The sequence below is a fragment of the Wenyingzhuangia sp. IMCC45533 genome (genome assembly GCF_054111225.1).
The window spans coordinates 1,673,733-1,695,236 of record NZ_CM134197.1 but is presented as its reverse complement, the minus strand read 5'-3'; the positions used below and the strand labels follow the sequence as shown (position 1 = coordinate 1,695,236).

General features: G+C 33.3%; 23 protein-coding genes. 13 read left to right on the top strand and 10 right to left on the bottom strand.

Annotated elements, in window-relative coordinates:
• Positions 1–18 precede the first annotated feature (18 nt).
• The 4 genes from ACXGQW_RS07400 to ACXGQW_RS07385 all read right to left on the bottom strand — a co-directional run bounded on the left by ACXGQW_RS07400 (position 19) and on the right by ACXGQW_RS07385 (position 4,084).
• A complete protein-coding gene (locus ACXGQW_RS07400; RefSeq protein WP_457821544.1) occupies positions 19–462 on the bottom strand; it encodes a GreA/GreB family elongation factor in 444 nt (147 codons plus the stop codon).
• Between the two features lie 3 nt (positions 463–465).
• Entirely contained in the window at positions 466–1,560 is a 1,095-nt protein-coding gene (dinB, locus tag ACXGQW_RS07395) for a DNA polymerase IV (RefSeq protein WP_457821542.1), read from the bottom strand.
• A gap of 80 nt (positions 1,561–1,640) precedes the next feature.
• Entirely contained in the window at positions 1,641–2,984 is a 1,344-nt protein-coding gene (gene gdhA, locus ACXGQW_RS07390) for an NADP-specific glutamate dehydrogenase (RefSeq protein ID WP_457821540.1), read from the bottom strand.
• Positions 2,985–3,199: 215 nt separating this feature from the next.
• Positions 3,200–4,084, bottom strand: a complete 885-nt coding sequence (locus tag ACXGQW_RS07385) for a DUF5777 family beta-barrel protein (protein ID WP_457821538.1) — start codon at positions 4,082–4,084, stop codon at positions 3,200–3,202.
• A gap of 69 nt (positions 4,085–4,153) precedes the next feature.
• Here ACXGQW_RS07385 and ACXGQW_RS07380 point away from each other — a divergent pair, with 69 nt between their 5' ends.
• From ACXGQW_RS07380 to ACXGQW_RS07350, 7 genes are all read left to right on the top strand, one after another.
• Positions 4,154–4,561, top strand: a complete 408-nt coding sequence (locus tag ACXGQW_RS07380; RefSeq protein WP_457821536.1) for a hypothetical protein — start codon at positions 4,154–4,156, stop codon at positions 4,559–4,561.
• A gap of 1 nt (position 4,562) precedes the next feature.
• On the top strand, positions 4,563–5,111 hold the full coding sequence (locus tag ACXGQW_RS07375; RefSeq protein WP_457821534.1) for a YceI family protein: 549 nt from the start codon (positions 4,563–4,565) through the stop codon (positions 5,109–5,111).
• Between the two features lie 36 nt (positions 5,112–5,147).
• A complete protein-coding gene (locus ACXGQW_RS07370) occupies positions 5,148–6,671 on the top strand; it encodes a hypothetical protein (RefSeq protein WP_457821532.1) in 1,524 nt (507 codons plus the stop codon).
• Positions 6,672–6,724: 53 nt separating this feature from the next.
• On the top strand, positions 6,725–7,744 hold the full coding sequence (gene pheS / locus ACXGQW_RS07365; protein WP_457821530.1) for a phenylalanine--tRNA ligase subunit alpha: 1,020 nt from the start codon (positions 6,725–6,727) through the stop codon (positions 7,742–7,744).
• Positions 7,745–7,794: 50 nt separating this feature from the next.
• Positions 7,795–8,361, top strand: coding sequence for a Crp/Fnr family transcriptional regulator (locus ACXGQW_RS07360; RefSeq protein ID WP_457821528.1), 567 nt, complete (start codon positions 7,795–7,797; stop codon positions 8,359–8,361).
• Positions 8,362–8,430: 69 nt separating this feature from the next.
• Positions 8,431–9,174: an SDR family NAD(P)-dependent oxidoreductase gene (locus ACXGQW_RS07355; protein ID WP_457821526.1), complete on the top strand. Its 744-nt coding sequence runs from the start codon at positions 8,431–8,433 to the stop codon at positions 9,172–9,174.
• 99 nt (positions 9,175–9,273) lie between these two features.
• The gene (locus ACXGQW_RS07350; RefSeq protein ID WP_457821524.1) at positions 9,274–9,678 is read left to right on the top strand and encodes a hypothetical protein; all 405 of its coding nucleotides are present in this window, start codon (positions 9,274–9,276) and stop codon (positions 9,676–9,678) included.
• A gap of 4 nt (positions 9,679–9,682) precedes the next feature.
• Here the strand turns inward: ACXGQW_RS07350 and ACXGQW_RS07345 are convergent, their stop codons facing one another.
• Entirely contained in the window at positions 9,683–10,678 is a 996-nt protein-coding gene (locus ACXGQW_RS07345; protein ID WP_457821523.1) for an NAD(P)H-dependent glycerol-3-phosphate dehydrogenase, read from the bottom strand.
• Between the two features lie 117 nt (positions 10,679–10,795).
• Between ACXGQW_RS07345 and ACXGQW_RS07340 the strand changes: the two genes are divergently transcribed.
• The 3 genes from ACXGQW_RS07340 to ACXGQW_RS07330 are packed head-to-tail and all read left to right on the top strand — an operon-like array spanning position 10,796 to position 14,246.
• Complete coding sequence (locus ACXGQW_RS07340; RefSeq protein ID WP_457821521.1) at positions 10,796–11,941, top strand: methionine aminotransferase; 1,146 nt, start codon at positions 10,796–10,798, stop codon at positions 11,939–11,941.
• On the top strand, positions 11,926–12,699 hold the full coding sequence (locus ACXGQW_RS07335; protein WP_457821519.1) for an amidohydrolase: 774 nt from the start codon (positions 11,926–11,928) through the stop codon (positions 12,697–12,699). The genes ACXGQW_RS07340 and ACXGQW_RS07335 overlap by 16 nt, the downstream gene beginning before the upstream one ends.
• Positions 12,700–12,731: 32 nt before the next feature.
• Positions 12,732–14,246: a RagB/SusD family nutrient uptake outer membrane protein gene (locus ACXGQW_RS07330; protein WP_457821517.1), complete on the top strand. Its 1,515-nt coding sequence runs from the start codon at positions 12,732–12,734 to the stop codon at positions 14,244–14,246.
• A 66-nt stretch (positions 14,247–14,312) separates the two neighbouring features.
• On the opposite strand, the gene ACXGQW_RS07325 is transcribed toward ACXGQW_RS07330, so the two are convergent.
• The 4 genes from ACXGQW_RS07325 to ACXGQW_RS07310 form a co-directional block, all read right to left on the bottom strand.
• Positions 14,313–15,503, bottom strand: a complete 1,191-nt coding sequence (locus ACXGQW_RS07325; RefSeq protein WP_457821515.1) for a hypothetical protein — start codon at positions 15,501–15,503, stop codon at positions 14,313–14,315.
• A gap of 132 nt (positions 15,504–15,635) precedes the next feature.
• Positions 15,636–16,394, bottom strand: coding sequence for a lysophospholipid acyltransferase family protein (locus ACXGQW_RS07320; RefSeq protein ID WP_457821513.1), 759 nt, complete (start codon positions 16,392–16,394; stop codon positions 15,636–15,638).
• An 11-nt stretch (positions 16,395–16,405) separates the two neighbouring features.
• Positions 16,406–16,834: a hypothetical protein gene (locus ACXGQW_RS07315; protein ID WP_457821511.1), complete on the bottom strand. Its 429-nt coding sequence runs from the start codon at positions 16,832–16,834 to the stop codon at positions 16,406–16,408.
• Positions 16,831–17,529: a DUF6973 domain-containing protein gene (locus ACXGQW_RS07310; RefSeq protein ID WP_457821509.1), complete on the bottom strand. Its 699-nt coding sequence runs from the start codon at positions 17,527–17,529 to the stop codon at positions 16,831–16,833. Before ACXGQW_RS07310 ends, ACXGQW_RS07315 begins: the two co-directional genes overlap by 4 nt.
• A gap of 63 nt (positions 17,530–17,592) precedes the next feature.
• Here ACXGQW_RS07310 and ACXGQW_RS07305 point away from each other — a divergent pair, with 63 nt between their 5' ends.
• Genes ACXGQW_RS07305 through ACXGQW_RS07295 form a run of 3 tightly spaced genes read left to right on the top strand, consistent with a single transcriptional unit; the run spans position 17,593 to position 20,360 of the window.
• Positions 17,593–19,035 (top strand): oligosaccharide flippase family protein, encoded by a 1,443-nt coding sequence (locus ACXGQW_RS07305; RefSeq protein WP_457821507.1) that lies wholly within the window; start codon positions 17,593–17,595, stop codon positions 19,033–19,035.
• Between the two features lie 10 nt (positions 19,036–19,045).
• Entirely contained in the window at positions 19,046–19,480 is a 435-nt protein-coding gene (gene dut / locus ACXGQW_RS07300; protein WP_457821505.1) for a dUTP diphosphatase, read from the top strand.
• A 7-nt stretch (positions 19,481–19,487) separates the two neighbouring features.
• Positions 19,488–20,360, top strand: coding sequence for a DMT family transporter (locus tag ACXGQW_RS07295; RefSeq protein WP_457821503.1), 873 nt, complete (start codon positions 19,488–19,490; stop codon positions 20,358–20,360).
• On the opposite strand, the gene dprA is transcribed toward ACXGQW_RS07295, so the two are convergent.
• Positions 20,347–21,447 (bottom strand): DNA-processing protein DprA, encoded by a 1,101-nt coding sequence (gene dprA / locus ACXGQW_RS07290; protein WP_457821501.1) that lies wholly within the window; start codon positions 21,445–21,447, stop codon positions 20,347–20,349. The two genes, ACXGQW_RS07295 and dprA, sit on opposite strands and share 14 nt — an antisense overlap.
• Positions 21,448–21,504 lie beyond the last annotated feature (57 nt).

Below are 21,504 nucleotides of genomic sequence, written 5' to 3'. Positions count from 1 at the left end.
TTTGAATCTTCATCCTTTTTAGATTACTTCTTGAACTTTAAATTTTTGCTGATTAAACACAAAGTCATCATTTACTTTTTTACCTAATAACTGTTTTCCGATAGGGGAATTTACAGAGACCACCATCACTTTGGTTTTATCGATTATTAGCTGGCCTATAGAGGTTGCTAAGAAGTAATAATGGTTATTTACTTTGACCAAACTACCCACAGCCACCGACTTTGAAAAACCGATAATTACTTTATTCAGTAAGTTTTTTTGAGATAATACCGTTTGATATTGCTGCCCCAATTTTTCCATTTCTAACTGTAGCATGGCACGACCTGTTTCGTGTTTATCCCCAGCAGAGCTTTTGGTCTCAGAATTCAAATCCGTTTTATAATTATTGATAGCTACTTGAATGTCTTCTAATTTTTTATTGACAACTTGTAAACAAGCTTGTTTTATTTTTTCTTTATCCATGTATTAAATATCCAATTTTAGTTGAATATATTGTTTTATATTTTTAGGCTCTTCATTGTTTAAATTAGAGATGGAGACCCCCAATAGTCGAACAGAGTTTTCTAGTTTTTGCTGAAATAATAGCTGTTCTACAATAGGTAATATTTCCGATTTTGAATGTATGTAGTGATTTATCGTTTTGCTTCTTGTCGTTTGTGTAAAATCGCTATACTTTATTTTTAAGGTAACCGTTTTCCCTTTCACGTTATTTTTAGCCAGTCTTTTTTCTATTTCCAAACAAATGCTTTCCAATTTTTCTAAAACAAAAACTTCCGAAGTCAAATTTTGCAAATACGTGTGCTCCGTACCGACAGACTTCCTTGTCCGGGTAGGTTTTACTGGACTATTGTGAATTCCTCTTACAATATTATAATAATGCTTTGCAGAACTTTTAAAGTGTTTTTCTAAAAAAGCCAAATCTTTACTTTTTAAATCGGCTCCTGTAAAAATTCCTAGCTGATACATTTTTTGAGTAGTTACTTTGCCCACCCCGTAAAATTTTCTAATCTGCAATTGCTCCAAAAAAGGAACTACCTCATCAGGCATAATTGTTTTTTGGCCATTAGGCTTATTAATATCCGAAGCTATTTTGGCCACAAATTTGTTGGGAGCAATTCCAGCCGATGCGTTCAATCCTGTCTTTTCTAGAATTTCTTCTCTAATCAATCTAGCCATTTTACTAGCCGATGTCATCTTTTTTTTATTCTCCGTTACATCCAAGTAGGCTTCATCTAAAGACAAAGGTTCAACCAAATCCGTATAACTATAAAAAATCTCTCTTACCTGTTGGGAAATTTCTCTATATCTTTCAAAATTGGACTTCACAAAAATTAAATGGGGACAAAGTTTTTTTGCCAAAGAACTTGACATGGCAGATTTTACACCAAACTTTCTGGCCTCATAACTAGCCGCTGCAATCACTCCTCTACTACCATCTCCGCCAACAGCAATAGCTTTCCCTCTAAGTTCTGGGTTGTCCAATTGAGCTACAGAAGCAAAAAAAGCATCCATATCTACATGGATTATTTTTCGAGTATCGATTGTAATAGTGTCTTCCAAATTAGTTAAATAGCTTCTACCAAAAATAAAAAAGCGCTACCTAAATAGATAGCGCTTTGTATAAATATATTTTGGAAAAATTAAATAACCCCTTGCGCTAACATGGCATCAGCAACTTTTACAAAACCTGCAACATTAGCTCCTTTTACATAGTTGATGTAACCATCCTCTTCCGTTCCGTATTTTTCGCAAGATTCATGAATATCTTCCATGATTTCTTTTAATTTTTTATCCACTTCTTCTCTCGTCCAATTAAATCTCAAAGCATTTTGGGTCATTTCTAAACCAGAAGTTGCAACACCACCTGCGTTTGATGCTTTCCCTGGAGCAAATAATATTTTTGCTTGATGAAATTCGTACACAGCCTCAGTATTACATGGCATATTTGCTCCCTCGCTTACAGCAATACAACCGTTTTTAATCAAAGTTAAGGCAGCATCCTTGTCCAATTCGTTTTGAGTAGCACATGGGAAAGCGATATCACATTTTTCTGACCAAGGCTTTTTATCCTCGTGATACGTAGCAGATTTGTACTGCTCTGCATATTCTGATATTCTTCCTCTTTTTACGTTTTTAAGTTCTTTAACAAAATCTAATTTCTCTTGAGTAATTCCATCTTTATCATAAATATAACCTGAGGAATCTGACAACGTAAGAACTTTAGCTCCCGATTGAATACATTTCTCTGCTGCATATTGAGCTACATTCCCAGATCCAGACACTAATACAGTTTTATCTTTAAGGCTTTCGTTCTTTGTTTTTAACATAGAAATTGCAAAATACACCGCTCCATACCCTGTTGCTTCGGGTCTAATTTGAGATCCTCCCCAAGACAATCCTTTACCAGTTAAAACTCCTGTAAACTCGTTTTTTAGTTTTTTATACATCCCAAACAAGAAACCTACTTCTCTCGCACCCACTCCAATATCTCCAGCAGGCACGTCTGTATCATGACCAATATGACGGAACAACTCACTCATAAAAGCATGACAGAAACGCATAATTTCATCATCCGACTTTCCCTTTGGATCAAAATCAGAACCCCCTTTTCCACCTCCCATTGGCAATGTGGTTAGCGCATTTTTAAATACTTGTTCAAAAGCTAAGAACTTTAAAACACTTTGATTTACTGTAGGATGAAATCTCAATCCTCCTTTATAAGGACCGATGGCAGAATTCATTTGAACTCTGTAACCTCTATTAATTTGAATTTCTCCGTCATCATCTACCCAACATACTCTAAATGAAACTAGTCTTTCTGGCTCTACCATTCTTAAAAGGATATTTTTTCCGAAATAAATATCATTTTTGCACACGTAAGGTATTACCGTTTCCGCAACCTCTTGAACTGCCTGTAAAAACTCTGGTTCATCACCGTTGCGAACCTTTACTAGTTCCATAAAATCTTTAACTCTATTGTCCATTTTCTAATTTTTTATTTAAATCTGTATTAATTTTTAGTTGAATCTTTAATTTTCATGCTTCCATATCACCTAGAAATTCCTTACTGATAACTTCCCATTACTTTAATAGCATTTGACATTTATCCCCACGGTGTTTCCATTACCAAAGTTTAAGATACTATTTTTTATGTTTCTTAGTTCGTAAAAAAACATCTTAACATAGTGAACGAAAAAGGCTATCTTTTTTTGCTAAAATTAAATGTTCTGTTGATGTTGAAACCGAAGAAAATATCTCCTTTAGACCAATCTCCCGTGGCTTGATTGATAAATGCGTTTTCAAACATTCCTTGCGCATTGCTAAAATGCAATTGAAAAACGTGTCCACCCGTTTCAATTTCCCACCCTAAGGAGAATACGTTGTTATAAATACTGTTGCTAGCTCTGTTTAAATGTAAACCATAATCTACAATAATCCCCATTCTTTTGGTAAGTAAATATCTACCACCAAAACCTAGAGCGTATTGAAGATTTTCTTGAGCATCATTATCAACCAATCCATCATGTAATACAGTCGGAATCAATTCTAAGGAGAGCTTCTCATTTATTTTACTAGCCATGATGATTTGATGGGCACTTCTCAACCTATTTTCAAATTTTAAACCAGGTAAACCATCTAATTCTTTATCCAACAGCGTATTGATGGCTCCAATATGATACCCTGCAACGGTAAGCGGAAATCCGTTTTTTTTCTGGCTGATAAGGTGGTATTTCAAACCAAAATCATAGGTTCTTTCAAACCTACTTCTAGAAAAACTAATATTTATTTTGTCCGTTAAACCGTAAACGAATTGTAATCTAGTGGAGGCAAAATCTAAACCAAATAAATCTTCTATTCCATTTTCTATAGTACCAAATCTATGCGCTACAATAAAATTCAAATGATTTTTAGGCACCAACTTAGGAGTCTCGAAATTCACCAGTTTATAACTTTTAAAGGTAGATGTTACTGTTGTTCGTTCCTTATCGCTTTCTTTTTCTAACTCATTTAACAAAGAATTTTGAGCTTGTGTATGACTCAAAAATAATAGGAATAAAATACTTGATATCGTGTTTTTCATCATTTAGTTTACATTAATTGTAATGAAGAGTCGTTAAAAGCAACTTAAGCTTAAACGATATTCCATATAATTATGAAAAAATTTGCCCTTATTTTATTTGTAAGCCTTGCTTTGGCTAATTGTTCTGATGATAGCACTTCTGACATTGACAATAGTAGCGTAACTAGTAATACTGAGAACAACGCAGATGTTGATACAGATAGCAGTAGCGATGACAACACCAATCAACAGCAAACAAGGCTTACTTACACCAACAATATTAAAACCATTATAGACAACAATTGTTTAGAATGTCACAGTTCTCCAGTAAGAAACGGTGCTCCCTTTAGTTTAACCACGTTTAACCAAGTGAGTAACAGAGCGGGCAGAATGCAGGTGAGAATGAATAGTGTGTCTAACCCAATGCCACAAAGAGGACTGATTGCATCTGATTTAAGAGCCATGTTCGATCAATGGATTACAGATGGTAAATTACAATAACATGAAAAACATACTAACCTCATTCGTTCTCTTATTTTTAATGGGAACGAATGTCTTTTTTGGACAGCAAAAAGTAAAAACAAACAACGCCCTTGTAAAGTTTGACGCTGCCAAATCTAATCTAGAACCTATTAAAGCCGAAAACAATAAGGTTAAACTTATTTTGGATACGAGCAATGGACAATTGGCCTGTTTAATGAATATTACTGATTTTGTTTTTAAAAATAAGTTGATGCAAGAGCATTTTAACGAAAACTATTTAGAAAGCGATAAATACCCAAAAGCCACTTTTATTGGTAACATAGAAAACTTTGACAAAACCAACTTTACCGAAAAATCGGAAATTAAAGTAAATGGTACCTTTAACATACATGGGGTACAAAAGAAGAAAAACATTCTTTTAAATATTGTACGAAAACACGATAAATATATTTTTAGTGGTGATTTTAATATTGATTTGAAAGATTTTAACATTAAGATTCCAACCATTATGTTCTATAAAATCACAGAAAATATTAAAGTTTCTATTGAGGCAGAATTGAATAAATAATAAGCTTTATATTGCTCGTTGTTGAAATTACACAGAATGAGCAAAAAACAAATTGCATTTAACTGGCTATTACTACTGTTTTTAGGATTGACTCTTAATTTTGCCAACCTAACCAATCCTTTAAAAGGAAGACATGCGTGGGCTAATGCCGATCATTACGCAATATCCCTAGGTTTTATCAACAATGGTTTCGATTTTTTTCATCCGGAAACTTTTTGTTTGAATCCTCAATTTTCTCCGCAACAAAAGACCAAATCTGACTTTTGGCAATATCCTCCCGAAAACCCTAAGGGTACTACTACTATAGATTTTCCTATTCATCATTACACTATTTCTTTGCTGATGAAAACTCTAGGAACAACCAAACCTATTGTGTACAGACTTTATACTTTAGCATTTTGTTTAATAGGCTTGTTTTTTTTGGGCAAAACTGTTTTTAATTACACACAGTCCTATAAATGGTCAATTTTTGTTCAATTATTCGTTTTACTAGCTCCCACATACACTTTTTATTCTAGTAGTTTTTTACCTTCGAGCATTGCTGTTTCTCTTTTATTTATAAGTAGTTCTTATTTTTCTTCCTATCTGTTAAAGCATGATATTAAAAAATATTTAATTGGAACGTTAATACTCACACTAGCTGCACTTACAAGATTTCCTTTTCTTATTTATTTCATAGGTTTTGTTTGCTTTCAAATTCTAAAAATTATCTTTTTTAGAAAAAAAACGTATCTAGAAATTATGATATCTCTTGCTGGTATTTCCATCGTTTTAGGATATTTTTTTTACAACAAATTTTATCTATTTCAACACTACGGATCTAACTTTTTAAGCTATCCTTTATATCCTACTTCTTTGTCAAACGTATATCATATTTTTGTGGATACTGTTTACCACGAAAGTTGGAGATACTTTACTCTTATACATTACTTAATCTTATTTTATTTTGCGTATCTCGTTCTAAAAAATAAGCTTCAGACTCTTGTAGATAGTCATCTGTATTTAGCTATTGTATCCTTAGGAGTAATTCTATATATGACACTGATGCTACGTCAGTTTGTTGCCCATGATTATTATTACTTAGATACCTTTTTACCCATCACTGTCTTTTGGATGATTGGAATCTACTTTTACATCCCAAAGCGTTTACTTTCACTAAAAACACTCACTCCTTTGCTGATGTTGGCTGTGGTTTTTAATTTTACCATTTACTACTTGGGTTATAAAGCAAGAAGTTGGGATCCCTTAGAAATCACCCGACAAAATTTTGTCAATGCAGATAAAACATTAGATAGTTTGAAAATACCAAGCTCGAGCAAACTTTTACTGTTAGATTCTTACAGCCCAAATCTCGCTTTTATCCATTTAAATAGAAAAGGGTTTTGTGTGATGGCCACAGAGCCTAAAATCATCAAAAAATCTTTGACCTGGGATTACGAATATATCATTACACAAAATTTTACATACAAAGACAAAATACTAGCCAACTACCCTAATTTTGAGCAAGAAACTAAAGTATTTTACTCCAATGATAAGTTTACCATTCATTTAAAAAAATAAGCATTACTCCAAATAGTTTCTTAAATTTGCAGTCTAATTTCTGAATAACAATTATGTTAGATAAAGTTAAAGAACTGATTGGTGAAGTAAATGATTTTAAAGCCACTACAAAAGAGGAACTAGAAGCATTTAGAATTAAATATATTGGTAAAAAAGGAATTTTAAATGATCTTTTTGCTGAGTTTAAAAACGTGGCTAACGATCAAAAAAAAGAATTTGGTCAGGCCTTAAACACTTTTAAGCAAGCTGCTGAAGGAAAGGTCAATCAAATAAAAGCATCTTTAGAAGATGCTCAGCTTAGCAACAATGCTCTTAATGACTTGACTAGACCGGCAGAGCCCTTAAATTTAGGTTCTCGCCATCCAATATCTATTGTTAAAAATCAGATCATCGATGTTTTTTCCAGAATTGGATTCACTGTATCAGAAGGGCCAGAAATTGAAGATGATTGGCACAACTTTACCGCATTAAATTTACCAGAATATCATCCTGCTCGTGATATGCAGGACACCTTTTTTATAGAACAAAATCCAGATATTTTATTGCGTACACACACCTCGTCTGTACAAACTAGATATATGGAAAATAACAAGCCTCCTATCAGAACTTTATCTCCTGGGAGAGTTTTTAGAAACGAAGATATTTCTGCTCGTGCACACTGTATCTTTCACCAAGTAGAAGGTTTGTATATTGATACGGATGTATCTTTTGCAGATTTAAAACAAACGTTACTTTATTTTACTAAAGAGATGTTTGGTAAATCTAAAATACGTTTGCGTCCTTCTTATTTCCCGTTTACAGAACCAAGTGCTGAGGTAGATATTTATTGGGGATTAGAAACTGAAACAGACTATAAAATAACCAAAGGAACAGGTTGGTTAGAAATTATGGGATGTGGAATGGTAGACCCTAACGTATTAAAAAATGCCAACATAGATCCTACCAAATATAGCGGATATGCATTTGGTATGGGAATAGAGCGTATTGCCATGTTATTGTATCAAATTCCAGATATTAGAATGTTTTATGAAAATGACGTTCGTTTTTTAGAGCAATTTAAATCTATCAATTAAATCATATAAAAGAGTTCATTAAAAATGAACTCTTTTTTTATTTTTAAAATGTGGAAAAACTCATCGAACTATTTAACGCAATAAAACCTTTATCTCAAAAAGAGATTGAAATACTTACCAGTAGATTGAATGTAGAAAGCATTGCTAAAAATACCGTTTTTTCTAAAAGAGGTGTTATCTGCAAAAAGCTAAGTTTTGTAGTTTCTGGTATTTTTAAGGTGACCAAAATAGACGAAAAAGGAAACAATTACATTCCCTACTTTATTACACAAAATCATTTTGCTGTAGATATCCATAGTTTTTCCAACAATTCAATTTCAGATGAGGAAATCACTTGTGTTAGTCACGCAGAAATTATTACAATTTCTAAAGATCATTTTCTTTTATTTGAAAAAGAAATTCCAAACTTTACTGCTATTATAAGCACCTTAAAAGAAAAAGCTTTAATAGAAAAAATAAAATTAAAATCCGAAATGCTTGTTGATAATGCTGTGACTAAATACAACAAATTATTAACTAGACATCCTGAAATTATTAAATACGTTTCTCAAAACGAAATTTCTCAACATTTAGGAATCACCCCTTACACTTTAAGTAGAATCAAATCTAAAAAATGATTTTTTGCCATTTGGCAAAACTTTAAATTTTCATCTTTACTAGTTTTATTTTATCAACTTAAATAGATTATGATAGATAAATTAAAAGGGAAAGTGGCTCTTGTCACAGGAGCCTCTAAAGGAATAGGAACTGCCATAGCCGAAACGTTTGCTAAAAATGGAGCCAGTGTAGTTATTAACTATAAAAGCGATGAAGAAAATGCTGTAAGGCTAGTCAACAAAATCACCAAACAAAACCAAAAAGCAATTGCTCTAAAAGCTGACATTACTAAGGTAGATGAAATTGAAATGCTTTTAAAAGAAACAAAGCAGTATTTTGGAAATATTGACATTTTGGTAAACAACGCAGGAGTTTATCTATTCGAATCCTTTGAAACAATTACTGAAGAGGAATACCACAGGCAATTTAACACCAATGTTTTTAGTGTACTCTTTACGACTCAAAAAGCTTTAAATTATTTTAACGCAAATGGAGCAAGCATTATCAATATTAGCTCTATCGCCACACAAAAGGCAACTCCAACTACCGTTTTATACACCGCTACCAAAGGAGCTGTAGATGCCATCACAGTTACACTATCCAAAGAATTAGCTGACAAAAACATTAGAGTAAATGCTATTCTGCCTGGCCCTACACATACAGAAGGAAACCCTATTAAAGATAGTGAAATGGGGAATTTTATTACTACACAAATTCCACTTGGAAGATTAGGGACGGCAGCGGATACTGCTCAAATGGCTTTATTTTTAGCTTCTGATGAATCCAACTGGATTACAGGTCAAAAAATTGGAGTATCTGGAGGGTTTGAATAAAATTGAGTTTGATAGTTATCCGTAGGTTTTATATTTCTTATTTTTGCGATCTAAATTTACAGCCTATACTTATCGTATAGGCTGACTTTATACTTTATCATGAAAAAAGATATTCAAATTCCAGCAGTAGAAAACGTTTTTATGGCCGTTGTAAAAGAGTATAACGAAGAATTTCAATGCGATGATTGGAATATTTATTTGGTAAATGATAAAGATGTAGACTTGGAAATGGCTATTATTGTTTCTAAGGGATATGATGAAGATCAATTGATAGAAACTTCTGTAATGAGAAAAACATTGCAAAAATTACCCGCTAAATCTTTTGCCAAAGTAGAATTAATTCAGCCCGATCTGTTTAAACTTACCAACTTTTTTAACACTACGTTTTTTGTAGGAAACACCATGTACGAGAAAAAGTTTGTGTTTGAGAGAAACACTATTAAAGAAGGTGCTTTAAGAGTAATCAAGCAAATGGGTACTAAAGAAGGTATTGTTGCTAAATAAAAAGTTAATCTAACTTTTCAGACAGTAATTTAAAAAACAATCTTGGACTTCTTCCCTCGTAAACCACGTGGTAAACTGCATCAATAATAGGAGTTTTTGCTCCGTTTACCTGATTAATTTCGTAAGCAGATTTTACAGCGTAATAACCTTCGGCAACCATTTTCATCTCCATCATAGCAGACTTTACAGTATATCCTTTTCCTATCATGTTTCCAAACATTCTGTTACGGCTAAAAGTAGAATAACCAGTTACCAACAAATCACCTAAATAGGCAGAATTGTTAATATTACGTTTCATTTTATGCACTTTTTTTATATAGCGCTTCATTTCTCTAACTGCATTGGACATTAAAACTGCTTGGTAATTATCTCCATATCCCAAGCCGTGAGCTATACCCGCAGCTATCGCATAAATATTTTTTAACATCGCAGCATATTCCGTTCCAATGATATCATCAGAAGTCTTGCAAAAAATGTAATGAGAGTTTAAGCACTCCGCCAATTCAATAGCTTTGCCCTCGTCCTGACAAGCCACCGTTAAATACGATAGTCTTTCCATAGCTACTTCCTCCGCATGAGAAGGCCCCGCTATCACACCTATATTTTCAAAAGGCACTTCATATTTTTCGTGCAAATGTTCTCCTACAATTAATCCCGTCTCTGGAACAATTCCTTTAATAGCAGAAAATATGGTTTTATCTTTGAGTGATATTTTCAATTTACCCAGTTCCGAATCTAAAAAAGCTGAAGGGATGGCAAAAATAAGCACATCAGCATCAGCTACCATTTCGTTAATATCATCGGATAAAAAAAGTTGAGACACTTTAAACTCTACCGATGTTAGGTAATTAGGGTTGTGTTTGTGCTCTTTAATATATTCTACTGCAGTTAAATTCCGCATATACCAACCTACAGTGCTCACTTTTTCACTCAACATCTTTACAATAGCCGTTGCCCAACTACCCCCTCCAAAAACCGCTATTTTTGTATCTTTTTTCATTAAAAGTATAACATTTCAATTCACCCAAAAATAAGATTTATTGATGGATTTGAACCTTAATTTAAAGATAAATCACAAATCAATCCTTATTTTTATCATATACAAAAACTTATCGCCTTGAATATCAAATCAAAACTAACCCATCTGCCTGAAAGCATATTTACCACTATGAGTGACTTGGCAAATAAACACCAAGCCATTAATTTATCACAGAGTTTTCCAAATTTTGAAACCTCTAAAAAGTTAAAAGATTTGGTCAACAAGGCAATGCTCCAAGGTCATAATCAATATGCACATATGAGAGGAGATTTGGAACTGAAGGAAGTGATTGCTCAAAAAATTTACAAAAGTTACGAAGCCGCATACGACGCTAATAATGAAATTACCATTACTGCTGGGGCAACAGAAGCATTGTTTAATGCCATCACGGCTTTTGTACATAAGGGTGATGAGGTGATAATTTTTAGACCTGCTTTTGACAGCTACGAACCTGTGGTAAAACTAAACGGAGGAATTCCTGTGGATGTTCAATTGCACTATCCTGACTACCAAATCAACTGGCAAGAAGTGGCATCTAAAATTACCTCTAAAACCAAAATGATTATTTTAAACAGCCCGTTAAACCCCACAGGAACTTTAATGAGCAAAGAAGATATGCTGGCTTTGGAAAAAATTGTTAGCGGCACCGATATTGTTGTTTTAAGTGATGAGGTCTATGAACACATGACTTACGATGGTTTAATTCATGAAAGCTCCTGTAAATATAGCACCTTAAAAAATCATAGTTTTATTATTGCTTCTTTTGGTAAAACGTTTCACAACACTGGATGGAAGATGGGCTACGCAGTAGCTAATAAATCACTGATGGATGAATTTGTAAAAGTTCACGAATTTAATGTTTATAGTATTAACACTCCTTTTCAAAAAGCCTTTGCTACTTTTATAAAAGACGAAAAAAACTACACGTACTTAAACCAATTTTATCAAAATAAAAGAGATCTATTTCTAAACGGAATCAAAAATTCTAAATTCACCTTTACCCCATCTAAAGGAACTTATTTTCAGTTATTAAAATATGATCATATCACTGATGAAAACGATGTTGATTTTGCTAGAAGACTTGTAACTCAGTTTAATATAGCTGCCATTCCAGTTTCTGTATTTAACACTCACAATTTAGACGAAAAAGTACTAAGATTCTGCTTTGCCAAAACAGATGAAACACTCATAAAAGCCTCCGAAATATTATGCAAAATTCACTAAACGTTACCCTAATGCAAACCGATATTCAATGGAAAGATAGCCAAGCCAATATGGTGTATTTGGACTCACAAATAAGTCCTTTAAAAACCGATTTAATTGTACTACCCGAAATGTTTAATACTGGCTTTTGCATGGATGCCAAAGACATTGCAGAGCCTATGGACGGTAACGTGGTTACATGGATGATTAAGAAGGCAAGGGAATTGAATTGTGCTATTTGCGGATCGGTGAGTGTTACAGAAAACAACAATTATTACAACAGATTTTTGTTTGTAACTCCCAAAGGAATTGAAGATTATTATGACAAAAAGCATTTATTCTCTTACGGAAAAGAGGACACGATTTACGCTGCAGGAAACACAATTACAACCATCAATTATAAAGGTTTTAAGATCAAACCGTTTATTTGTTACGACCTTAGGTTTCCCGTGTGGTCTAGAAATGTAGACAGTTACGATATTGCACTATACGTTGCCAACTGGCCCGCCAAACGAGCCTTTGCATGGAACAGCTTGTTAACAGCACGTGCTATAGAAAATATGAGTTATGTAATCGCTGTAAACAGAATTGGAATAGATGGTAATCACTTGAGGTATCAAGGAGATTCTAAAGTAATTGGCCCTTTGGGAGATGAGATTACAACTTGTAAAGATCAACCCACAATGAAACAAATTACGCTGAAAAAAGACTCCTTGATAGCCACTAGGAATCGGTTCAAATTCTTGGAAGACAGAGATTTTTTTAAATTTGACAGCTAACCCATTAGATATTATATTTGTAGAAAAAATTGATGAAAAAAATACTATCTATACTCTTTATATCTTTCTTTTTGTTTGGTTGTTCTGAAGATTCTGAAACTATGGACAATGTGGAAAAAGATGATAAAAATACTTTTACAGTAAATGGAAATTTATTTTCTAATTTCGAAACTGAGGTTAGCGCTATCGAACGAGAATACTTAATCAGCTTAACTAATGATGATAGTGCAATATTCATAGCTGTTACGGATACTATTGCAGGGAATTACGATTTTATCCAGGCTGAACTAGATGACAAGGATAGTTTGGTTTTTAGTTCAGACTTACTTTCAAATTCGAAACTTAGCACGGTTTCATATCTAACGGATAGCAAAGCGTATTTAAGTAGTAATAAAGGTAGCATCTCTGTTGCCAAGGATAGCAAATATCGCGTTTCTGCTAAGTTCGATATAACGTTATACAATATTCTCAATTCGGAAGATAGTATTGTCGTAAAAAATGGTTTTTTTGATTTTACTGAACCCATTGTTATAAAAACTGTTGCCCCGAACGAACCCACTTTTCCAGAAACTACCAAGGAAGAAATTCAGAACATATTACAAGGCTCGTATTATCAATTGAAGAAATTCACTCAACTCCAATTTTTATTGGATGCTACGTATACTAATCAAATAACAAATAGAAGGTTTGACAGTTACAATAAACATACGGTATCTCCTGACGATAATCTTCTAAATCAATTTTGGTCTGATATTTTTTCTTCCATCCGTTTTGCTAACGAAGTCATTGAATTCGCTCATAGAGCATATAAAGAAGATGAAGAATTAAACGCAGTAATTGCAGAAGCTAAAGCCATAAGGGCTTATGCATATTTCAATCTATTAAATTGGTTTGGAAACGCTCCAATCATTTTGGAAATCCCTAAAGGGATTAGTGAAACTGTATTGTCATTTTCAAACAGTACTGAAATTGAAGAACAAATTATTAGCGATTTAACATTTTCAGTGCAAAACTTAACAAGCTCGAATAACTCCGACAAAGTAAACTTAAACTTTGCAAATGTTCTTTTGTCCAAAGTCTATTTTAAACAAAATAAATATCAAAAAACCATAGATACTCTAAGTAAGCTGACCATAGGTGCTGACAATACTAATGTTTTTAGTTTGATGATTGCTGATGATGAATTAGTGAGCTTGTACGATTTATTTATTAATAATTCTAATTTGGATATTTCTAAGAATTCTGAAGTTTGGTTACTGTTGGCATCTTCTTACAATAGCTTAAATCAACAATCCAAAGCCTTACAATACATCGGCAAATTAAAAATGATTGACGACAATTTTGATTTGGATAAAATTCCTGAAGAACTTTGCAATCTATGGCTTTCAGAATCGAATAAAAATGGAAACAGATTTTATCTATTGAAAACTCTTGACAAAGCCAAAGAAACTTTGGATATAGAAGACTATCAGTTGATACTACCCATTCCTATAAATGAAATTGATTTAGATTTGGGTGTTGATGTAAAACAGAATCCTGGTTATTAAAATAATCGATAAAAAAAGCCTCTTTTAAAAGAAGCTTTTTTTATCGTAATAAATTAACACAAACATTTATTTTCTACTTAAATCTTTAGAAATTTCCATTAACATTTTAACTCCAATAGCATCCATAGGACTAGCCCCTCCTTTAGAGTTACCTCCTCCAACAACAATTTGAGGAACAGCAACTTTAGCCAACTCTCTTGCTACTCCAATTCTAGTTTGCATTTCAAATTCTGCTTTTTCTTTTGGTGTTAAACCTGCAGCAACTTTTAACTTATCCCCTTTGGCTTGTGCCTCTTTTAATGCCAATTCTGCTGCTGCATCTAACTTAGCCTTTTTCAAATTTTCTGCTGCAACTGCGGACTCTTTTTCTGCTCTAATAATGGCTTGAAGTTTTGCTGACTCTTCTCTTGCCTTGGTTTGAGCAATTAATTTTTCTCCTCTTGCTTTTTCAGTCAACGCTTCTTGCTGAGCTGTGATCAATTGCTGTTTTGCTGTAGCTTCATCGGAAGCCGCATCAATTTTAGCTTTTAACTTTTCATAAATTCTGTCTTCATAAGTAACCTCATCAATAGTGGCAACAGAGGCAACAATTCCATACTTCTGTATATCAGAAACTGTTCTTTTAATGCTTCCATCTTTGTTTAATTTCTCTCTAACCTCTATATAAGCTTTGGTACTTCCATCTTCTAGCTTGCGAGTTTTTGTTTCTGTGATAAGCAAAACCTGCCCATTGCGTAATTGATCTTGAAAGTAAGCATTTAATTGAGACTTACCTCCAGAATAATGGGCTTCTGAACTCATTCTCTGCGCACTATACGAAGCGGTTTGGTTTTGATAAGTTAACAAAGTAGTCGTCATTAAATTATTGATGTTGGTATAGGTTTTATGTAAGTCCAACATAGAATCTACCTTATTGGGCAAGTCCCATTTTACTGTGTGGGATAATAACGCGTTATCACCTTCAGAAAAAGTTCCTCTATACGGTTTTACAGAGTAATCTGCATCAGGAGAAGCTTTTTCATCCTTACTTGCTTGAATAGTTACATTATTTGGATAGGTGGTAACTTTAGAACCAAACCCACTAAAATATAAACCTGGATCAAATCTTACTTTTAATTCTCCTCCTAGAGTTTGAATGACTTGCCTCTCTCCAGCATCGTTCACACTAAAGGGATTAAAAAGAAACATTGCTAATACCAAAACCACAATAGGTATAATGATTTTGAAATTAATTTTTGAAATAACAGATTGTATCATATTAACTATTTTTTTTCCAAATATAGTTTCTTATTCCCAAAAAATTAGTCACTCAAACACATAACATTTGATAATAAAAACAAAGAGCTTCGAAAATCGAAGCTCTTTGTTTTTATTAGCGTAGGTAAGTAGCTAAATAATTTTACTCTTTATCTTTTGCTCAACCTCAGTAAATAAAGCTTCAAACTTTTTGTCTGAAACCTTAATAGGCTCGTGAGTTTCTATGGTCATTCTCACACCAATATTCATAGGAAACTGACCGTATTCCCACAATTTCCAAGAATTGTTAATAGTTACGGGTATCACTGTGGCAGTTGGAGCAAATTTAGTTAGAATTTTTAATCCGTTTTCAGAAAAACGTTTAGGCTTCCCATCTCTACTTCTCGTACCCTCCGGAAATATAATTCCAGCTCTATTGTGTTTTTTTAGATATTTAGCAAATGCTCCAATAGTAGATAATGCTTGTCTTGCATCTTTCCTATCAATCAAAGCAGATCCACCGTATTTTAAATTAAATGATACACTAGGAATCCCTTTTCCCAATTCCTTTTTAGAAATAAATTTAGGGTGTAGTTTTTTAAAAAACCATCCTAAAGGAGGAATTTCATGAGAACTTTGATGATTAGAAACAATAATATGAGGTGCCTTTTCATCAAAAGTGTAATGGTTTATAAACTTTACCCTTGTTCCTAATATATAAAGGGAAGCAACCAGGCATCCATTCAAAACATCTACTACCTTTTTATGAACAGTATATCCTCCTGCTTTTAGTGCTAACCACTGTAAAGGATGAAAAACACAAAGTAATAAACCGTAAACCAAATAAAAGATAACCGTTAGTGGGTAAGCGATTAGACTTTTACCGAAAGGCATTTTTTTATGCTTAGCCATTTTGGTAACTGTTAGTTAAACCATTGATTCCATGGAATTCTAGACAAAATCAAAACAAAAGCAATTCCGTAGAACACCATAAACTTTTTAAACTTTGCCTTATCCTCTGTAGTTTTCTTATGCTTAGACCATCCTATAGTAATTAATACAATGGAAATAATCATTACCAAAGGGTGTTCAATGGTAAACAATCGCAAATCCGCATCTTTCATCGCATTTCCCATTCCTATTGCCTTAGCTGATTTGTACCAAGGAGAGATATAATAAACTACCAAACCTATAAGTAATTGCGTGTGAGATAATATCAAAGCAATCAACCCTAGTTTTCTATCTCCGTTTTTAAATTGCTCATCTCTTTTTAAGCTCATTATTGCATTAAATACCACCATTGCTAATGCGATTAATACAAAAGCCGCTAAAATTGAATGTACTGTTTTCATTGTTTGTTATTTTGAAACAAATTTAACGAATTAGATTTATTATCTGTCATTAAAAAACGAGAGGTTGAAGGAACTAAGCATTTGGAATTTTCCCACAATCCAAAATATTTTTCTTTGGGAATTGCACGACCCAACGCATCTAAATAAACTCCGGAGCGAGTTTGGTATATCATTCTCATTTTACCTGTAACAACAGCTTGCTTTACGAGTTCTATCCTTTCTTTTTTTGATAATTTTTCTTTTTTATGTTTTTGATAAAGCTCCAACCCTATATTGTTATTATACAAATCCATTTCGCAACTCACCTTATCTGGAGTTGTATTGTCTTCTAGTTTGTGTTGCAAATGAAATTCGTAATTACCTTTTTCATGCTGCTTACCCAAACTCTTTGCAGATTTATAACCTATTTTTTCGGCCAAACTCCACATCCAAAAAGCGTGTTTAAAAGCATCTAATTGATTTCCAGCATGATGACTTCCCATATTTCCGACTTTAAGGATAGAATCGATGGTTTTGTTCACCTCCTTAGATACTTTGTACGCTTTTTTGGCCTTAAAAGGATGAAAATAAACCCAACACTTTTCGTGAGAACTTAGTTTTTTAAAAGCCTTGGTAGATTGCGCTTTTCCATTGTATGCAAAGCCCATCAACGACACCATCAAAATTAACGGAATGGAACGGGGTAACGAATTCATCTTACAATTGTTTTTAATCATTTCTATTAAAATAGAATATCTTTGCTTACAGAATTATACAATTTGAGCACATTAAAATCTTTTTTAAAAAACACTATTGTTTACGGAATTGCTGCCGTTTTGCCTAAGGCAATCAATGTATTTCTTGTAGGTTTTCACACCAAGAATCTTGCCAGTCCCGTAGAATTTAACGTAAACACAGAGTTTTTCGTATGGGCTGCTTATTTTAACGTTTTGCTAACATTTGGAATGGAAACTACGTTTTTTAAGTTCTATAATTCTGAAAAGGATAAAGACACCGTTTTAAGCACCAGCTTTACCGCTATTGCCTTTATGTGCTTTCTTGTGTTACTCCCTATGCTTTTTGCAGCAGAAACAATTTCGTCAATCCTTGGTTTTACAGAGGTACTTCATTTTAGAACTCTTATCAGCATCCTTTTATTTGATACCTTAATTGTAATTCCATTCGCTTACCTAAGAGTTAACAACAAAGCTTTTAAATACGCTTATTTTAGAATACTAAATATTACTATTTATGCGCTCCTAAACATTTTATTCTTGTGGTATTTACCAAAAATCAACAGGAATGATTTATTGGATTGGTACCCTACAAACTCAAATGTTGGATATATATTTTTAGCTACATTAATTGCGAGCACGTTAACATTTTTAATGGTGCTTCCTATGTTCCTAAAATTCAGACTAAGGATAAACAAACAACTGCTACTCAAAATGCTTTCTTATAGCTGGCCCATACTAGTTGCTGGCTTGGCCTACGTCACCAATGAAAATTTGGATAAACTTATTTTACCTAGATTTTTAAACAAAAGCATTGCAGGTGCTTATGCGGGTACCTATAAACTGGGAGTTTTTATGTCCTTATTTATCACAGCATTTAAATTAGGTGCCGAACCTTTCTTTTTTAATATTGCACATAAGAACAATGCAAAAGAAACTTATGCTATTATTTTAGAATGGTTTACCATTTTGGGAGCTCTTATTAGCCTAACTATTGTTGCTTATATCGATTTTTTTGCTGCTATTTTGCTCAAAAAACCTGAATATTTACAAACCTTAGATATTGTACCCATTATATTATTAGCTAATTTGCTATTGGGGATTTACAATAATTTGTCTGTTTGGTATAAAAATACTGCGCAAACAAAATTTGCTATGTATTTTTCCATACTAGGAGGAATCCTAACTGTGTTAGGTCTATTAATTTTCGTTCCTACTTACGGCTACATAGGAGCTGCGTGGGTTACCTTTGGGGTCTACGCAGTAATGATGATGTGCTCTTATATTCTAGGACAAAAACACTATAAAACACCATATAATATTGTAAAAATCGGAAGCTTATTGAGTTTGATTACAGTTTTATGTTTTACCTCATTTTACTTTTTCAGAGCCAATTTTTACATGAATACTTTGTTTATTTTAATAGCCGTAACTGCCATATTTATGACACAAAGAAAATTCATCTATCAAAACTTACTAAAACGTTAAATATATTTATATGAATATTGAAGTTATCAATAAATCTAAACACGATTTGCCCCAGTACGAAACCTCTGGTGCTGCAGGTTTAGACTTGAAAGCAAATATCGCTGACAGTATTTTTTTACAACCTCTTGAGAGAGCTATTGTAAAAACCGGATTGTTTATCGCTCTTCCTAAAGGTTACGAAGCTCAGGTAAGACCCAGGAGTGGACTCGCTGCTAAAAAGGGAATTACCGTACTAAATGCTCCAGGAACTGTGGATGCAGACTATAGAGGGGAGATAGGAGTAATTTTAGTAAACCTTTCTAATGAAGTTTTTGAAGTGACCGACGGAGAAAGAATAGCACAATTAGTGATTGCTAAGCACGAGCAAGCAGAATGGATTGAAGTAAGTGAATTAAACACTACAGACCGTGGAGAAGGTGGGTTTGGAAGCACAGGTGTTAAATAATTGATAGATGTCTAAAGAGTTTAAGAATATATTAGAATTAAACCTAGCACTTTTAATCATTGCTACGGCTGCTCCCTTGGGGAATTATATTTCTCTACCTCCAGAGATAGGTATTTGGTCTAGATGCCTATTTGCCTTTATTACCATCGGAATTTTTAGTGCTATAAAAGGAGTTGGTTTCACGTATAATTACAAGAAAGACACTTTATCTTTCGTCTTCTGTGCATTTATGCAAACTATTCATTGGGTAACTTACTTCTATGCGCTTCAAATGGCTGGTGCTGGTTTGGGTGTTATCTCGTTGTTTACCTTTCCTATTTTTACTACCTTACTAGAACCCATCATTTTAAGGACTAAATTTAATCCCAAGCATTTATTTTTGGCATTGTTAGTGATACTAGGTCTGTATATTTTAACTCCTGAATTTAATACTGGAAATCAAGTAACCACAGGTATTTTATTTGGAATATTTTCTGCTTTTTGTTTTGCTATCAGAAATATTTTAATGAAAAAACACGTAGGGAATTACCCTGCAGGTTTGCTCATGTTTTATCAAAACGGATGGGTCGTTGTCTTTTTAACACCTATGCTATTTTTATTAAACTTTGAAATGGCTAACTACAAAACTCAACTCCCATATTTGGTATTTTTAGGAGTAATTACTACAGCCATAGGCCACACTTACTTGGTTAAAACTTTTAAGTACTTTTCGGCAACAACAGCTTCGTTGCTCAGTTGTATCCAACCTTTATATGTTGTTATTTTAGCTTACTTTTTTTTAAACGAAAAACCAACACTATCAACCATTATAGGGGGAAGCATTATTGTTTCTGCCGTTGTATTAGAAAGTTTTATTTCTAATACAGCTAAGTCCTCTTAATTAATTTTCCTGGTAGCACATGAATCAGTCCTTTCATCTCTAATTGAAAAATACAATTAGAAATTTTATAAATAGGCAAATTCACTATTCGAGATATTTCATCAACGTATAACTGAGTTTGTTCCAAAGCATCGTATACCAACTTTTCATCACCAACTAAGTCTACAAATAACTGTGGCTGAACACTTACCTCAGTCTTTTTATTTTTTTCCCAACCCAATTCTAGTACCAAATCTTCTCCCGAAGTAATCAACGCTGCTTTGTGTTGTTTGATTAAAGCATTGCAACCTTTGCTATACAAATCTGTGGTTTTGCCTGGTACGGCAAAAACATCTTTGTTATAAGAATTGGCGATATCTGCCGTAACTAACGCTCCTCCTTTTTTTGCAGATTCCACAATAATGGTAGCTTGGCTCATCCCAGCAACAATTCTATTTCTTTTTAAAAAATTTTCTTTGTAGGGAGGTTCATCGTAACCGAATTCGGACAAAAACCCTCCGCTCTCTTTAATATCTTGATAATATTTTTTGTGCTCCTTAGGATAAAGCGTTCCAAAACCATGAGCCAATACTGCTAAAGTGGGTAACTCATGTTTTAAAGCCAACGTGTGTGCGCAAATATCTACCCCAAAGGCAAACCCACTTACAATTAAGGGTTGATATTCCTTTAAAGAAGTGATTAAATCATTACAAAAATCTCTACCATAAGAAGTCATATTTCTAGTTCCTACAATACTCAATATTTTTTTATGATGATTGATGACATCTCCCCCGTCGTGAAAAATAATTACAGGTGCATCTGCACAATTTAAAAGATAACTAGGGTAATTTTTATCCTTAAAATATAAACATTTCAAACCCTTAGCTATAGAAATACTCAACTCTCTTTGAGCCTGATCTAAAGACTCTTGAGTAAAAATTTTTCTAAAAACCGTTACATTAACATTAGGCTTTAGAACTCCTACTTGATGAGACTGAAATAAAGCGGTTGCGCTTCCATAAATATTTATCAATGATTTGGCTGTGACACTTCCCACTCCTTTGATAAATTGGAGTGACAAAGCGTATTGAATTTCCTTGGTATTCATAGCTTTTTTACTCAATAATATACAAAAATAAATTGTTCATAAATTATGTAAACGTTT

What these genes read in the sequence shown, in the direction of transcription:
- ACXGQW_RS07330 (WP_457821517.1), top strand. Translation starts at nt 12,732, where the DNA reads ATGAAAAAAATACTATCTATACTCTTTATATCTTTCTTTTTGTTTGGT.
- ACXGQW_RS07295 (WP_457821503.1), top strand. Translation starts at nt 19,488, where the DNA reads ATGTCTAAAGAGTTTAAGAATATATTAGAATTAAACCTAGCACTTTTA.
- pheS (WP_457821530.1), top strand. Translation starts at nt 6,725, where the DNA reads ATGTTAGATAAAGTTAAAGAACTGATTGGTGAAGTAAATGATTTTAAA.
- ACXGQW_RS07345 (WP_457821523.1), bottom strand. Translation starts at nt 10,678, where the DNA reads ATGAAAAAAGATACAAAAATAGCGGTTTTTGGAGGGGGTAGTTGGGCA.
- ACXGQW_RS07315 (WP_457821511.1), bottom strand. Translation starts at nt 16,834, where the DNA reads ATGAAAACAGTACATTCAATTTTAGCGGCTTTTGTATTAATCGCATTA.
- ACXGQW_RS07370 (WP_457821532.1), top strand. Translation starts at nt 5,148, where the DNA reads ATGAGCAAAAAACAAATTGCATTTAACTGGCTATTACTACTGTTTTTA.
- ACXGQW_RS07380 (WP_457821536.1), top strand. Translation starts at nt 4,154, where the DNA reads ATGAAAAAATTTGCCCTTATTTTATTTGTAAGCCTTGCTTTGGCTAAT.
- ACXGQW_RS07335 (WP_457821519.1), top strand. Translation starts at nt 11,926, where the DNA reads ATGCAAAATTCACTAAACGTTACCCTAATGCAAACCGATATTCAATGG.
- ACXGQW_RS07325 (WP_457821515.1), bottom strand. Translation starts at nt 15,503, where the DNA reads ATGATACAATCTGTTATTTCAAAAATTAATTTCAAAATCATTATACCT.
- ACXGQW_RS07310 (WP_457821509.1), bottom strand. Translation starts at nt 17,529, where the DNA reads ATGAATTCGTTACCCCGTTCCATTCCGTTAATTTTGATGGTGTCGTTG.
- ACXGQW_RS07320 (WP_457821513.1), bottom strand. Translation starts at nt 16,394, where the DNA reads ATGGCTAAGCATAAAAAAATGCCTTTCGGTAAAAGTCTAATCGCTTAC.
- ACXGQW_RS07350 (WP_457821524.1), top strand. Translation starts at nt 9,274, where the DNA reads ATGAAAAAAGATATTCAAATTCCAGCAGTAGAAAACGTTTTTATGGCC.
- dut (WP_457821505.1), top strand. Translation starts at nt 19,046, where the DNA reads ATGAATATTGAAGTTATCAATAAATCTAAACACGATTTGCCCCAGTAC.
- dprA (WP_457821501.1), bottom strand. Translation starts at nt 21,447, where the DNA reads ATGAATACCAAGGAAATTCAATACGCTTTGTCACTCCAATTTATCAAA.
- gdhA (WP_457821540.1), bottom strand. Translation starts at nt 2,984, where the DNA reads ATGGACAATAGAGTTAAAGATTTTATGGAACTAGTAAAGGTTCGCAAC.
- ACXGQW_RS07385 (WP_457821538.1), bottom strand. Translation starts at nt 4,084, where the DNA reads ATGATGAAAAACACGATATCAAGTATTTTATTCCTATTATTTTTGAGT.
- ACXGQW_RS07375 (WP_457821534.1), top strand. Translation starts at nt 4,563, where the DNA reads ATGAAAAACATACTAACCTCATTCGTTCTCTTATTTTTAATGGGAACG.
- ACXGQW_RS07355 (WP_457821526.1), top strand. Translation starts at nt 8,431, where the DNA reads ATGATAGATAAATTAAAAGGGAAAGTGGCTCTTGTCACAGGAGCCTCT.
- ACXGQW_RS07400 (WP_457821544.1), bottom strand. Translation starts at nt 462, where the DNA reads ATGGATAAAGAAAAAATAAAACAAGCTTGTTTACAAGTTGTCAATAAA.